The organism is Prevotella aurantiaca (genome assembly GCF_015262605.1).
GTDB lineage: Bacteria > Bacteroidota > Bacteroidia > Bacteroidales > Bacteroidaceae > Prevotella > Prevotella aurantiaca.
On sequence record NZ_JABZSJ010000025.1, the window covers coordinates 1 to 14,901 of the forward strand.

At 38.3% G+C, this 14,901-nt stretch carries 13 protein-coding genes; 8 read left to right on the plus strand and 5 right to left on the minus strand.

Features of this window, described 5'->3' with window-relative positions; genetic code table 11:
* Positions 1–465: 465 nt before the first annotated feature.
* The 5 genes from HXN26_RS05745 to HXN26_RS05765 all read right to left on the minus strand — a co-directional run bounded on the left by HXN26_RS05745 (position 466) and on the right by HXN26_RS05765 (position 7,391).
* Complete coding sequence (locus HXN26_RS05745; protein WP_273159479.1) at positions 466–2,055, minus strand: S41 family peptidase; 1,590 nt, start codon at positions 2,053–2,055, stop codon at positions 466–468.
* Between the two features lie 71 nt (positions 2,056–2,126).
* Entirely contained in the window at positions 2,127–4,073 is a 1,947-nt protein-coding gene (locus HXN26_RS05750) for a DNA topoisomerase IV subunit B (protein ID WP_273159480.1), read from the minus strand.
* Between the two features lie 77 nt (positions 4,074–4,150).
* A complete protein-coding gene (locus tag HXN26_RS05755; protein ID WP_273159481.1) occupies positions 4,151–5,296 on the minus strand; it encodes an N-acetyltransferase in 1,146 nt (381 codons plus the stop codon).
* A gap of 70 nt (positions 5,297–5,366) precedes the next feature.
* Positions 5,367–6,596 (minus strand): THUMP-like domain-containing protein, encoded by a 1,230-nt coding sequence (locus HXN26_RS05760; RefSeq protein ID WP_273159483.1) that lies wholly within the window; start codon positions 6,594–6,596, stop codon positions 5,367–5,369.
* A 27-nt stretch (positions 6,597–6,623) separates the two neighbouring features.
* The gene (locus HXN26_RS05765) at positions 6,624–7,391 is read right to left on the minus strand and encodes a M15 family metallopeptidase (RefSeq protein WP_273159485.1); all 768 of its coding nucleotides are present in this window, start codon (positions 7,389–7,391) and stop codon (positions 6,624–6,626) included.
* Positions 7,392–7,738: 347 nt separating this feature from the next.
* Between HXN26_RS05765 and HXN26_RS05770 the strand changes: the two genes are divergently transcribed.
* From HXN26_RS05770 to HXN26_RS05805, 8 genes are all read left to right on the plus strand, one after another.
* Positions 7,739–8,248, plus strand: a complete 510-nt coding sequence (locus tag HXN26_RS05770) for a hypothetical protein (protein ID WP_025000326.1) — start codon at positions 7,739–7,741, stop codon at positions 8,246–8,248.
* A 148-nt stretch (positions 8,249–8,396) separates the two neighbouring features.
* The gene (locus tag HXN26_RS05775; RefSeq protein ID WP_025000327.1) at positions 8,397–8,837 is read left to right on the plus strand and encodes a DUF6078 family protein; all 441 of its coding nucleotides are present in this window, start codon (positions 8,397–8,399) and stop codon (positions 8,835–8,837) included.
* A gap of 142 nt (positions 8,838–8,979) precedes the next feature.
* On the plus strand, positions 8,980–9,993 hold the full coding sequence (locus HXN26_RS05780; RefSeq protein WP_273159488.1) for a hypothetical protein: 1,014 nt from the start codon (positions 8,980–8,982) through the stop codon (positions 9,991–9,993).
* 472 nt (positions 9,994–10,465) lie between these two features.
* On the plus strand, positions 10,466–11,194 hold the full coding sequence (gene flxB / locus HXN26_RS05785; RefSeq protein ID WP_025000329.1) for a flexirubin biosynthesis SDR family reductase FlxB: 729 nt from the start codon (positions 10,466–10,468) through the stop codon (positions 11,192–11,194).
* Positions 11,195–11,292: 98 nt separating this feature from the next.
* The gene (locus HXN26_RS05790; protein WP_273159490.1) at positions 11,293–12,522 is read left to right on the plus strand and encodes a beta-ketoacyl-[acyl-carrier-protein] synthase family protein; all 1,230 of its coding nucleotides are present in this window, start codon (positions 11,293–11,295) and stop codon (positions 12,520–12,522) included.
* 34 nt (positions 12,523–12,556) lie between these two features.
* A complete protein-coding gene (locus HXN26_RS05795) occupies positions 12,557–13,102 on the plus strand; it encodes a hypothetical protein (RefSeq protein ID WP_025000331.1) in 546 nt (181 codons plus the stop codon).
* Positions 13,103–13,141: 39 nt separating this feature from the next.
* Positions 13,142–13,705, plus strand: coding sequence for a hypothetical protein (locus HXN26_RS05800; protein ID WP_273159492.1), 564 nt, complete (start codon positions 13,142–13,144; stop codon positions 13,703–13,705).
* Positions 13,706–13,805: 100 nt separating this feature from the next.
* On the plus strand, positions 13,806–14,900 hold the full coding sequence (locus HXN26_RS05805; RefSeq protein ID WP_273159495.1) for a FlxJ family methyltransferase: 1,095 nt from the start codon (positions 13,806–13,808) through the stop codon (positions 14,898–14,900).
* Position 14,901 lies beyond the last annotated feature (1 nt).

Genomic DNA, 14,901 nt, shown 5'->3' on the forward strand with positions numbered 1-14,901 from the left:
TAATGATTATTAGATAGTTACAAGGATTTTAAGCACATTTTTGTCATATAGGCCTGTAATAAACATTTATTCTCTGTAAAATCTCAATTTCATAGCTATATTTTTAACCCCCATCAATCATTTTAGCATCTATAGATATTCATTTTATTGTTGAGCCGACAGATAGGCGTATTGAGAAGAAGTAGCATATTAAAGCAAGTTAGAAAGGCAATTAACCAGACAAAATGAAGACGAAAGACGACCGGGAGAAACCATATAAACAAGGTATGGTAATGTTATAGTATAATGTCTTTGAGTGGATTAAGTTGTGAAAGGGTAGATAGGCACAAGTTATATTACTTGGCTACTGATGCTCATATATTAGATTATTGCCACTTAATAGCTGGTAATGGTATTTAGAAAAGCAAAAGCGAGCAATTTGCAATGGTGCAAATTGCTCGCTTTTATGTTTATTGTAGTGTTCAATTACTTCTTCTTATCAGCCTCAATCACATCAAGTGCCTTCTGAACAATGTCGTTCTGTTCGTTCCATATTCGGAAATATTCGTTCATATCCCATAGGTCTCGTGCTACGAGAGACTTTAGTTGATGGCGCATATAAGCCAAAGTCTGATTGAGTTCGTTAGTATCTTTTGGTTCAATCTTTTGTTTCTTAGCCTCTGCAATAATTTGATTGGTAAGACTAACAGGCAATTCGTAGTTTGCTACGAAGGCCTCGAATGTCTTGTAATTCTTCTTTAATGCCTTGCGGTTGTTGTCCACATACTTCAAGAAAGCGTCCATAATAAGATTCTTTGCCATAAGTTTGCGGTGGAAAGATGTAAACTTTGTTGTATCCAACGGCACAAAATAGTCGGGCATAACGCCACCCCCGCCATATACAGGGCGATGTTTACGAACTGTATAGAACTTCAGAGAGTCAGCAAAATGAATACTATCAGGGTTGGTTAGCTCCCCGTGCTTCAGTCGATTTTCCAAGTCCATGTCGTAATCACCCTTGTCTCCTTTCTTGTAAGGCTTCTGAATGCAACGTCCACTTGGTATATAATAATGAGCAACGGTTAGTCTTATCATACTTCCATCGGGCAGTTCGAATGGTCGTTGAACCAATCCTTTACCGAAAGTACGGCGCCCAATTACAGCACCACGGTCGTTATCCATAATCGCTCCAGAAACAATTTCTGCAGCAGAAGCACTCAATTCGTTTACCAAAACATAGACAGGAATGTCCTTTAGGCGTCCGTTGCCTCTTGCTTTGAAGTCCTGCCTAGGTACACGACGGCCCTCTGTGTATACTATCATGTCGTTATCTTGAAGGAATTCATTTGCTATTCGTACCGCAGCTTCGAGGAAACCGCCACCATTGTCCTGCAAATCAAGTATCAAACGCTGCATACCTTGCTGCTTTAGCTTATCAATGGCTTGCATAAACTCCTCGTGCGTCTTTATACCGAAGCTCTCTAAGCGTACGTAACCTATACCAGGACGAATTATATAAGCTGCATTGATCGTGTGGACAGGTATTTTAGCACGTGTAACAACGAAATTTAGCATTCCTTTTACACCACGGCGAATAATGCCCAACTTTACTTTTGTTCCTTTCACACCACGCAAACGTTTCATAATATCGATGCGATTCATCTTTACACCCGCTATCAGTGTGTCGTCTACCATAACGATACGGTCGCCAGGAGCGATGCCCACCTTCTCAGAAGGACCATTAATAATTGTCTGAACTACCACCAAAGTGTCGTCAATGATATTGAATTGAACACCAATACCTTCAAAATCACCTTGCAAAGGCTCGTTCATAGCCTTTGTTTCCTTTGCATCTGTATAGGTAGAGTGGGGGTCTAAGTTTTTCAGCATGCCACGAATTGCATCTTCTACCACCTTTTGCTCGTCAACATCGTCTACATAAAAGTTGGAAATAGCTATCTCCGCCATTTGCATCTTTCGCATGGGAGAGTCGCTACCAAAGTTTAAGTTCACTTGCGCAGTAGCAAAAGTGCTGAACAGCAAAAGTATTATTGATATCAGAAAAATTTTCTTCATAATCTTCAGTTCTTATTTAAAGTAGAGCTGTAAGCCTACTTTGGGTTTGTTATTATCTAATTAAGTAAAACTTAATCCATCGGAACATCATTTGAAAGGTCTTCCTCTATCACTAAGTTATCAATGATAAAGTTTTGTCGCTCCATTGTATTTTTGCCCATATAATATTCCAATAAGTTTTTCACCTGGTCGTTTTTGTGAAGGGTAACCTGCTCTAACCGCATGTCAGGGCCGATGAAATGGGCGAATTCATCGGGAGAAATCTCTCCTAAACCTTTAAAACGAGTGATCTCAGGGTCGGGTCCGAGCGCCTCAATTGCATTGATTCTCTCTTCCTCGGTATAGCAATAAATTGTGATAAGGTCGTTCTTCTTCTCACCTTTCAAACGTTTTGCGTCCTGTTCTTCTATGATTTGCTTGTTCTTTATCTTTGTTCTTTTGTTACGTACACGAAACAATGGTGTTTGCAAAACGTAGACATGACCTTTCTTTATCAACTCTGGGAAGAACTGAAGGAAGAATGTTATGATGAGCAAGCGTATGTGCATACCATCAACATCGGCGTCGGTAGCAACAATTACCTTATTATATCGAAGTGTATCTAAGCCATCTTCAATGTCAAGAGCAGCTTGCAATAAGTTGAATTCTTCGTTTTCGTACACCACTTTCTTAGTTAGTCCAAAGCAGTTGAGAGGTTTTCCGCGCAACGAAAATACAGCTTGCGTATTTACATCTCGGCTTTTTGTAATGCTACCGCTGGCAGAATCGCCCTCAGTAATGAAGATAGAACTTTCTTCTTTTTGCTCATTCTTAACGTCGCTGAAGTGCACACGGCAATCACGAAGCTTTCTATTGTGAAGGTTTGCTTTCTTTGCGCGTTCGCGTGCAAGCTTTGTTACACCAGCCATGGCCTTACGTTCGCGTTCAGTTTCCTTTATTTTATTTTCCAATATGTCGGTAAAGTCTTCTTTATGAATATGCATAAAGTTATCGACATTGGTCTTTATGAAATCTCCAACAAACTTATTGATGGTGTCTCCATCAGGTGCCATTACTGTAGAACCAAGCTTTATCTTTGTCTGAGACTCGAAAACGGGTTCCTCAACATTGATAGCAATGGCCGCAACTATACCATTTCTAATGTCGCCATACTCATATTTGCCGAAGAATTCCTTGATAGTCTTTGCTATATGTTCCTTAAATGCACTTTGATGTGTACCTCCTTGTGTTGTGTGTTGGCCGTTAACAAACGAGTAATATTCCTCTCCATATTGGTTTGTATGGGTAAAGGCTATTTCAATATCGTCGCCTTTCATATGTACAATAGGATAAAGCGGGTCGCCAGTCATGTTATCTGAAAGCAAATCCTTAAGTCCATGGCGGCTTACAATGCGATGTCCATTGTACATAATGGTAAGCCCTGTGTTCAGATAAGTGTAGTTTCGCAACATGGTAACGACAATATCGTCTTGGAAACAGTAGTTTTTAAAGAGAGTGTTATCTGGCTCAAAATAGATATAAGTGCCCTGCTCATCGTTAGATTTTGTGGTTTTATCGGTCTTTTTAATACCTTTTTCGAATGTAAGCGAGCGTACCTTACCTTCTCGAAAGCTCTTTACCTCAAACTTAGAGCTGAGCGCATTTACTGCTTTTATACCAACGCCGTTCAGACCAACACTCTTTTTAAATGCCTTTGAGTCGTATTTACCACCTGTATTCAATACGGATACCGCTTCAACAAGCTTTCCTTGAGGAATGCCACGCCCATAATCGCGAACCGAAACCCGAAGATTGTCTTCTATTTCAATCTCTATGCGCGTACCTTCATTCATTTTAAACTCATCAATAGAATTGTCGAGAACTTCTTTCAGTAGCACATAGATACCATCTTCAGGTAGTTTTCCATCGCCCAATCGTCCAATATACATACCAGGGCGAGTACGTACATGTTCCATATCCGAAAGATGTCGGATGTTATCGTCGGTGTATGCTACTGATTTCTTACTTTCTTCGGCCATATTTTCGTTTAAACGATATTTCTATATTATTCTTTTCTGAATCCTATTTCTTGTTTTATAAAATATAGTTTCTTCTTTTATAAGTTCTTTCTATAGCAACGACGGCGTTTGTGATTAACACTATCGAACATCTCCCATTGGCTTTGTACTCTGTTATTGGTCTCCATTTCTACTTGAGTTTCGCCCCATTTAATTCCATATTTAATGTAACGTGGGATTAAATCGTAGAACAATAGTGCATTTGCACCCTTTGAACGATATTCAGGAAGGAAGCCTAAGAGTAGCAAGTCTACTCCTTCTGTCTTCATAAACTTTATCACTTTCAATAAATGCCACCAACCAAAGGGGAACAAACGTCCTTTTTTACACTTTTGTAAAGCACGGCTTAATGAAGGAATAGTAATACCCATTCCAGCAATTTGATTATTTTTGTTACCGTCTTCAATTACTGTAATGAAGTCTAAGTTGGCATATGGGAAGTACTGATCTATGTATTGGTCGATTTGTCGTTCGGTAAGTTCAGAGAAACCATATAGATCTTTGTATGTATTATTGATAAGTTCGAAGATCTTTCTACCATAACCACCTTCAAAAATTTCCTTTTTTGTGAGCTTTTTGATATGTAGGTTGTATCTTTTTTGGATCATTTCAGAGAGCTTTACAAGCTTTTCGGGAATAGAGTCGGGCACGCTTATCTTGTATTCAACGTAGTCTATGTCTTTTTCCCAACCTCCGATTGCCTCCACGTGCTTTGGGTAATAGTCGTAGTTATAGTTTGTTGCTATGGTACCCAACTGATCGAAGCCCATTATTAGCATTCCTTCAGCATCCATATCGGTAAAACCTAATGGTCCTGCAATGGTTTCCATACCTTTCGAACGTCCGTAATCGCCCACTGCATTGAGCAGTTCTTTAGAAACGTCAATATCGTCAATGAAGTCTATCCAGCCAAAGCGAACGTCTTTTCGTTCCCATTTTTGATTGGCTTTGTGGTTGATAATAGCTGCTACACGACCAACAATCTTGTTATCTTTAAGGGCTATGAAATATTCAGCCTCGCAAAATTCAAAAGCAGGATTCTTATCTTTAGAGAGCGTGTTCCATTCGTCTGTATAAAGGTTTGGTACTGCATAGGGATTCCCAGCATAAAGGTCGTAATAAAATTCTATAAAAGATTTTAGGTCTTCTTTGTTCGCTACCTTCTTAATTTGTATTGATGACATAATCTAAAATTTCTATCTTACGTTACTTTTCAACTTACAAAGGTACTTATTTTAAGCAATATCGCCAAATTTAAGTCTCTTTTTTGGTGATTATTAATATATGTCTTTTGTCGTCATGCGTAGTGGCAAAAATATAGTTTTCGCCTCCGTCGCGTAGTTTAAGTCGTTTCTTTAGCTCATCAACGCGCATCGGAAAGTTTCTAACAGCGACATTTGCTTGCGTTATATCTGCTAAAGCATGGCGTAATTCTTTCTTATTCAGTGTGCAGGTATGTAAGATTTTGAATTTTCTACCAGGGAAGTCGGAAAGCAAATTAGGCGAAACAAATAAATGGGAGTTGTGTGCTAATGCTGATACATTATATGTTTGGCTTACCTGAGCAAAGCATCCTGCTTTCATTATCGAAGCGTTCGGCTCGTAAAGATAGGGTGGAAGAGCGACATCTTTGCCAAGAATGTTCTGTTGGAGTAATCCTTCTTTTTCGCTGTGAATATCTTCTTCGTAACTAAAAATATCGTTATCGTTTACGCAAAATACCTTAATCGTATTGGTTTTGTTATCTATCTCCGTCTTATTCCTATTGGTAAGTACCAGTAAAAGCTCCTTACATTCGTTGCTAACCGATATAATGTGAACTTCCGTAACATATTTTAGTTGTGTTACCGCACTATGCCAATCTAACATCGGAGAAAGTTTCAGCACTACAAAGTGGCTTTTTTCTACCATTTCATCGCATAATTCTAATACATTGGGCACGCAATCTGCTATTGAAACAACCTTGCCTCCATTGCTGTTGCGACGTGCTGGGTCTAAGAAAAGGATAGAAACATATTCTAATTCATGTAAAATTTCGATGGCATCGCTATTTTTTGTGCTGATATTATTTAAACCTAAGCTCTTGAAATTCTGTGTTGCAATACTACAAAGTTGCTCGTTTCTTTCTACGTAAAGTGCTTTCTTAAAAGGTTTCGACATATATGCGAAGTCTACACCAAAGCCTCCAGTAAGATCTGTAAGTATAGTCTCGCTATCATTTGGAAGTTCTTTCAGCAGACGGTTTGCTAATTTCTGTTTATATAAAGCAGTTTGTTCGCTTGAACACTGCTCCATATTGAGGTGAGGCGGATATACAATACCCTCATTACTTGCCCATGCAGGCAGCTTGGTTCGTGCTAATTGTCGTCCTCTAATTTGGTCAAGCACATAAGGTAAATCCACCTTTGGAAAACGTTTTCCTAAGAGTGCAAGCATCTTAACATCGTCGTTAGCATACTGACGGATAAATTCTGAAGTCTCCAAGTGCTATATATAATAATGTGGGAAAATTTATTTTACTACCTTTAAATTGGCTTTTGCCCAAGCACGAGAACATAAATTAAAGTGCCACCACTCTGTTCTTAGCGGTTGAAAACCAGCTTCCTTCATCACACGGCGCAGCAATTGTCGGTTCGCCAGACTTTCTTTTGTAAGTATTCCTTTTGCTAATAGCTGCTGTTCTTTATCAATATGACTCTCGTAACCTAAGTGATCCACCTTTACACCCATTGGAATGGTATCTATTCGGCACGGTGTTGAACCCTCTCGCCATTGCTTTTCGTTCCACAAAGCTTTGCAAATGCTTATATCTACAGCCATTCCGTAGTTGTGCATGCCCCCTCCGTTGGCGGGATTTGATACGTAAAAGCTGTGATTGGTATGCTTTACAGCGTCCCACATCGTTTGTTGTACGCTCATTGGACGTGTTGCGTCGAAGATGATGAGGCTTAAATCGGGGCGAAGGCGTTTCAGTTCGGTTTGTGCTTTCTTTAAAGCTGCAGCACATTGAGGTAATGCATAGGCTTCGCGAAGATTGGTATAAAGCAACTTGCGACAGAAGTTGTCTGTCCGAGCGTACATCAAAGCTACCTTAATAGTAGGATCTACGCTTTTTATATCAACTAGTCCTTGCTGCTCCATGTATTGCGCTGTTGTCGACTTTTGGATTTGCTTGCTGGTTACTTGCACTGTTTTTTTGTTGTTATTATCTTGCAAATTCAATATTGCAAAGCTCGAAACAGCAAGCCAAAGTGCTAAAAATAACGTTCCTTTCTTCATTGTTGTACATTTGTTTATTACACAAAGTTACAACAATATCCTGTTATAAGCGAACTTCTTCTATAGAAAAATGTAGTTGCTTATAAGTATGCTATTGCCCGTAAATACTTATCTGCAGAAATAAGAGCACGGGTTTTTGTAATTCGGATAATATGAATAGAAAGTTGTTTGTAATTTTCTTAAATTTGACTATAAAACTTTAATAAAGATTGTTGAGGCTTATTTTTATTGTTACAGAGAAGAAACTTTGGAGTAAAAGTCGTAATTTTGTTTCCAGATATCTATTATTGAAATTATTACATAGACCAAGAATCTGTAGAAGTATAACCAATTGAATCAATCATTAAATGGTAAATTTAACATTTGTACAAAGGGGTTCTCTTTGTAACAAAGCTTTCCCGATTACTTATGTAAAGCGTAAAGAGGCTTTTCCTTTTCCTCTTTATTATCTTAACATCGGTGAATTGGTAAAAGACCGCAACCGCATTTATCGTGCAGCGGTGGATAAAAAGCTTGGAATTGCCCGTCTTAAGCAACCGCCACTTATGGCAAATAAGAGTCTTTATAGGATGGATATGAAGTGTTTTACAGAAACAATGACCTACTTTAATGCTTCCTTTTCACAAGAGATTACTAGAACTCAAAGAGTAGTCTGTAACATAACGGAATATCAGACGAAGCCAATGCCAAAATCCTTAGGGCTCTCTCACTTCATGTATCTTATAGCCGTTGATATCGGTTTTGGTAAGATAACTAAACCTGATCCCACCTTTCTCCCTAAAGAAGTTAGTCTTAAACATCACAATCGAATCCCTTTCAGGGTAATGAAAAGTACATTTGAACAGCGTCAAGAGTAAAACCAAAACTATTTTACTGTCCCATTGAACAAGTTCTCCTCCCATTATTGTGATTAAACTATGACACTTATAAGATATGCTAAATAATTTTAGACACCTCAATCTACAGGCATTGCCTGATAAAGAAAGTAAGAAATAAATAACAATCATGAATAAATACCAAGATTTTACATACGACTTAGTGCCTCCAACTTGGCCCGTCTGTTTTATAAAAAGCTGCCCGATGGCAGAAGATTGCATCCGTCATTTGGCTGGAACAGTATTGTCTGACGATGTTGCTTTTGGAGCAGCAGTTTACCCTACAGCACTGAAGAATGGCAAATGCTGTAAGTTTAAACAAATCAGAGTTATCCATGCAGCCTGGGGTTTTGATACTATCTTTAATCAAGTGAAGCGAAAAGATAGTGCATCTCTGCGCAATTCTATTAAAGAATACCTTGGCGGACACGGCACTTATTATCGTTACCACAATGGAAAACTTCTCCTTACGCCAGAACAACAGGAATGGATTGTCTCCCTTTTCCTTTCCTATGGCTATACAGAGAACCTCAAATTTGATAATTACAAAGACATTTACGATTTCTCATAGATGCTTTATTACCACACTACCATGGCTTGGTAGTCTCCGTACCATGTGTTGGTAGCAATGCTACCAGGCCTTGGTACAGTTATGTTTTCAATATAGTGAATATATTGTTGCTTATCAATTTAAAATAAAAAACCAATATAATATGCCTAAATCATACCTCTTAGAACTAATAAGACAAGTGTTAAGTGAGAAAGATAGCCCTGTGAGTGCGTTGCTTCTTTCTTGTAAACGAATAGCCACAATACGTGCAGATGTAGAAAACCTATGGTGGATTGAGTACGAATTACATGATGGTGATGTTTTGAAAGATATCGCAAACCAATTCATGTGGAGCTTTGATAAGAAGAAATTTGATGAGTTAGAAACTTTATACACAAAGATATGGACTGACGAAAGGCAAATAAATCAGTACGAAGTGAGTAATGGTAAGCTTATCATCAAAGATAATACACTGGCTTTTTCAGTAGGTGGGATAGAATCTCGGAAGCATTCGTTGGCTATAAAAATTGCATCTTTATCTAAAGCAAGCGACGATAAAATACCCGAAACCAACCATACAGAAAACAATGATGCGCAGGTTCGAAACGTTCTGAACAACAGCATTGAAGAGATAGATTGTATTTTGAATAGAATTAAAACCCGAGCAATAGATTACCTTATCGCTAATGAGGTAGAATTGATGAGAGGCAACAGTCTCTCAAGATACTATGAATCTAATAAGAAGTTCGTAATTTCTACCCTTTCTTCTATTGACGAACAATTTAAAGAAGAGCTAAATAATATAGACGTACACCTTTATTCTGGCTCGGCAAATAATTTATCTGAAGCCCTATGGAATATAAGAAAGGTGTTGTGTCATTATGCTAATGTTGTTTGTCCAATATCAGATGAGACCATTGATGCAGATGGAAGGAAACGGAAAGCAAAGTCTAGCGTCTGCTTAAACCATATTATATCAGCCCTATACCAAAAGGTTGACAAGCAAATATCAATAGAATTGCTTGACATTGGAGTTACGGAACTGTGGAATAAGGTAGAGAAACTAAATGCTTTAGGAATCAAAGGAGTGCGCACTAAGGTAACAGAAGATGAAGCATTTCAATGTGTTTCTCAGTTATATGTACTGCTGGGACAAATGATAAGAATATTTAATTAAAGTATCATGCAATAGTAGAGATCAATTAGAACAGCTATATTTACATTGTAAATAAGGTGATGAGGGTGTGTCAAAGTTTTTACTTTTGGCATACCCTCATACCCTTTAAATACAGTCTTCACCACCTTTAAGAAGTTCTTCTTGTTGGTAATTGTAAAACTTTATGCCTAAAATTTTAGCTATTATTACCAATCCATTCTATTAAAACCATTTATTTGTCAAACTAAATAGTACTTTTTAAAACAGAAATAATAGAGATATAAATGTTGCTTGAAACTATAGTTATCTTTTTGTATAGCTTATCTTTCAGTGCATAACAAAATCTGTCTAAGTGAGGTTTTTCTATCAGAATGACATTATTTGACTTGTCCTTGCACGATTTAAAAAAATTATTTTATATCTTTGCAGTGGTTTTTTCGGACAGAAACAAACTCTATTTAATTTTTATGGCGTAATTAAAAAATCATAAAATATGAAGTATGCTTTAATAACAGGCGCATCACGAGGTATTGGACGTGCCGTAGCCTTGCTTTTAGCAGAACAATATTCAATAATAATCAATTACCATTCTAATTCACAAGCAGCACAAGATGTAAAGCAAGAGATAGAGACCAATGGTGGTCATGCGGAGCTTTTACCCTTTGATGTATCTGATCCAAAGGCAATAGAAGGAGCTGTTGATGCATGGGAAGCAGCTCATCCAAATGAATTTATTTCCGTTTTAGTAAACAATGCAGGTATTCGTCGTGACAACGTTATGTTTATGATGTCAAACGAAGACTGGCATGGAGTGCTTGATACGAATATGAATGGCTTCTTCTACCTCACACGACGACTTCTGAAACACATGATGCCTCGTAAGCATGGTGGTCGAATTGTTAATATGACGTCATTGTCTGGATTAAAAGGTATGCCTGGACAAGTTAATTATAGTGCGGCAAAGGCAGCTCTGATAGGTGCGACAAAAGCATTGGCACAGGAAGTTGCACCTCGCAATATTACTGTAAATGCTGTTGCTCCAGGCTTTATTCAAACGGATATGACAAAAGAATTGCCAGAGGAAGAGTTGAAGAAGCTTGTACCCGTAGGCCGTTTTGGTAAGCCAGAGGAGGTCGCAGCTGTAGTAGCATTCTTAGTTTCTGATGCTGCAGCCTATGTTACGGGAGAAGTAATCAATGTGAATGGAGGATTATATACATAAATTGTGTTAGGTATATTTTAGTATTTTAGAAAAGTTCAGCTGTTCCATTATTTTGTTATATGAACAAAAAATAAGAGGAAAAGCTATTACAAATAAAAATGGAAAGAAGAGTAGTTATAACCGGAATGGGAATTTGGTCTTGTCTTGGAACCGATCTTGAGACAGTAAAGCAATCATTGTATGAAGGAAAATCAGGTATTGGTATTCAAGAAGAGCGCCTTGCTTATGGTTATCGTTCAGCTCTTACAGGTATTGTAGAAGACCCTGTCATAACAAAGAAAATGCTGGATCGTCATACACGTGCCTGTATGTCGGAGGAAGCAAGATATGCATATATGTCAAGTCTGCAGGCCTTTGCACAAGCAGGAATATCAGACGACTATCTCTGTAAGAATGAGGTAGGCTGTATCTTTGGTAATGATTCTTCGGCACAACCGGTTATAGAGGCTTCAAAGATAATGGACGAGAAGCACGATTCTGCTATGTTAGGCTATGGTCTTATCTTTCAATCGATGAACTCTACTGTGAATATGAACCTAAGCACCATATTCCATTTGCGTGGTGTTAACTTTACAGTCAGTTCAGCTTGTGCCAGCGGTAGCCATTCGATTGGTTTAGGTTTCATGATGATTAAACAAGGATTGCAGGATATGGTTCTATGTGGTGGGGCTCAAGAAACAAACCATTATTCTATGGCATCGTTTGATGCACTTGGTGCTTTCTCGGCTCGCATGGATGAACCAACAAAGGCAAGTCGACCATTTGATAAAGATCGTGATGGTTTGATACCGAGCGGTGGCGCTGCTTCATTAGTTTTGGAAGATTATGAGCACGCAAAGGCACGTGGAGCAAATATCTTAGCTGAAATTGTTGGTTATGGTTTCTCAAGTAATGGCGGTGGTATCAGTCAGCCATCTGATGAAGGTAGCGAGATAGCAATGAATCGTGCATTGAACGCTGCAGGCATGAAAGCTGATGATATAGACTATATTAATGCTCATGCCACAAGCACCCTTCAAGGTGATATGTATGAGGCAATAGCATTGAATCGTTTGTTCGAAGGAAAGCATGCTCTTATTTCATCAACAAAGAGTATGACGGGACATGAATGCTGGATGGCTGGTGCGTCAGAAGCAGTGTATAGTATTCTAATGATGCAACATGATTTTGTTGCACCAAATATCAATTTTGAGAATCCTGATGAACATTCAGAGAAATTGAATCTTGCAACGACTACTATTGACACAGATGTTAATATTGTGCTGAGCAACTCGTTTGGTTTCGGTGGAACAAACTCAGCGTTGATCATTAAGAAGTATAAGGAGTAAACCGCAGACATTGTAATCCTTAAATATTTAAGATATGAGAAAAGATTTCAAAGGATTTATAATTTTGGTAGTATTGCTCTTATGCAGTGTTGTTGCGAATGCACAGAGCGATGAAAGTTATGGTTGGGAACAGGCTCCACGTTATAGAGGTTTCATAGGAGAAGGCTTAGTAATAGGTACGGGAGATTATAGTCAGAACCGAAATTACATATATACCTCGCATGGTATGGAACTCTCACCAGGCTTCTTTTTAGGTGCTGGTGTCGAAGCTACTTACTGGTGGGGACTTGAAGAATGGAATTTTCCAGTCTTTGTAGATACAAGGATTGAATTCCATAAGTCTATGCGTAAGAACTTCTCACCCTACATAGCTGCAAAGGTCGGATATAGTTTAGGAAACATTGATGGTCTTTATATCGCTCCACAAGTAGGTTGTCATTTTTATTTTGGACATAGTAAAGTTGGAATCAGTACTGCTCTCGGCTATTCTTATCAAGGTTATCGTTCAGATTTTGGAGGAATTATCGGCAGTTCTTACAACTTTGGAGGTGTGGAGTTTTCAGTTGGAGTAGACATTTAAATCGTCATTAATTCATTATTAACTTAAAAATATGCTATTATGAAAAGAATCTTATTGATGCTATCGTTTGTAATGTGTTGCGTGGTAAGTCTGTTTGCCAAAGCTGACGTAACATTGAAAAGTGGTTCACTTTCTAATCTCAAGACCTCAAAAGCAAAAGTTTTTGTAGTTTGGGACTACAGTCATGCTACTTTAGAAGGTAAGAGTGTAAAAGCCTTCTTGAAAGAGAAAGGTCCTGATTGGGAGCGTGATTATCAGTTAGAAATAGAACGTTCAGAAGCAAACTTTATGGAACGTTTCAATGACAAGACAAAAAGTGTTACCATTACTGACAAGAAGAGCGAAGCCGATTATACCATTGTTATTGAAGTAAAGGATTTCCATTATGGAAGTACTGGTGTCTCTGTTTTGATTGGTTTTGGTGCTGGTGATGCACGCATGAGTGCCTTGATGAACTTTTATGAAAAGAATGGAAAGCAGCCATTTGCTATTATAGATGTTGATGGTGTGGCTGGTGCTGGCTATGGCAATGAGAAGCGTCGTATAGAAACATATCGTGAATTGGCTGAACAGGTCGTTAAGCTGATCAAGAAGGCTAAGTAGAATTACCTACCTCTCTTGTTATTTTCAGGAGAGTTGGGCTCAAAATAGTGTAAGTCCTTGCAGAACAATTTATAAAGGAGATTAAAACAAGGGAGAAAGAATGAATCTATTTCAATCAGAAAGTGACAGGTATACACAGGAACAATTATCTGCTCGTGAGGCACAGCGTCTTGCTGAGTACATAGCATGGGGTCCTGTCATTTTTCAGATATCCCGCCTTATGGTGAAGTGGGGGATATTGGAAGCATTGCGTGATAGCTTAGAGGGGTTGACCTTAGAAGAATTAGCAAAGCAGACCAAGCTTTCAGAATATGCATTAAAGATATTGCTCGAAGCATCATTGAGCGCAGGAACAATTTTGATTAACAAAGAGACCGATCGTTATACAATTTCCAAGACAGGTTGGTTTCTACTTAACGATCCAGCTACACGTGTCAATATTGATTTCAACCATAATGTAAACTATCGTGGCATGTATCATCTTGATGAAGCACTTATGGAAGGAAAACCAGCAGGATTGAAAACGCTTGGTGATTGGCCGACCATTTATGAAGGCTTGTCTAAACTTGAAAAGCAAGTTCAAGATAGTTGGTTTAGTTTTGATCATTTCTATAGTGATCACTCTTTTGATAAGGCATTGAAGATTGTTTTTGCTAAAAATCCTAAGCATTTGATGGATGTAGGTGGTAATACGGGACGTTTTGCGTTACGTTGTGTAGAATACGATTCTAATGTTAATATTACAATTGTAGATCTGCCAGGCCAGATTGGAATGATGAAGGAGAATATAGCGGGGAAGGAAGGTGCAGTTCGCATTGATGGTTTTCCAACAAACATTCTTGATGAACAAAATGAATTGCCACAAGGAGATTGGGATGCAATTTGGATGAGTCAATTCTTAGATTGTTTCTCTGAACAAGAAATATACAGCATTCTCTCCCGTGCTGCTAAAGCGATGACCGCTGATACCACCTTATATATAATGGAAACCTTTTGGGATCGACAGAAATATGAACCAGCATCTCTCTGTTTAACGATGACCAGTGTTTATTTCACAGTCATGGCTAATGGTAATAGTAAAATGTATCACTCTGACGATATGTTTAAACAGATTGAACGTGCAGGTCTAAAGGTTGTGAATATCCATGATGAAATAGGGCAAGGACATACAATATTAGAAGTAAAATTGAAATAAT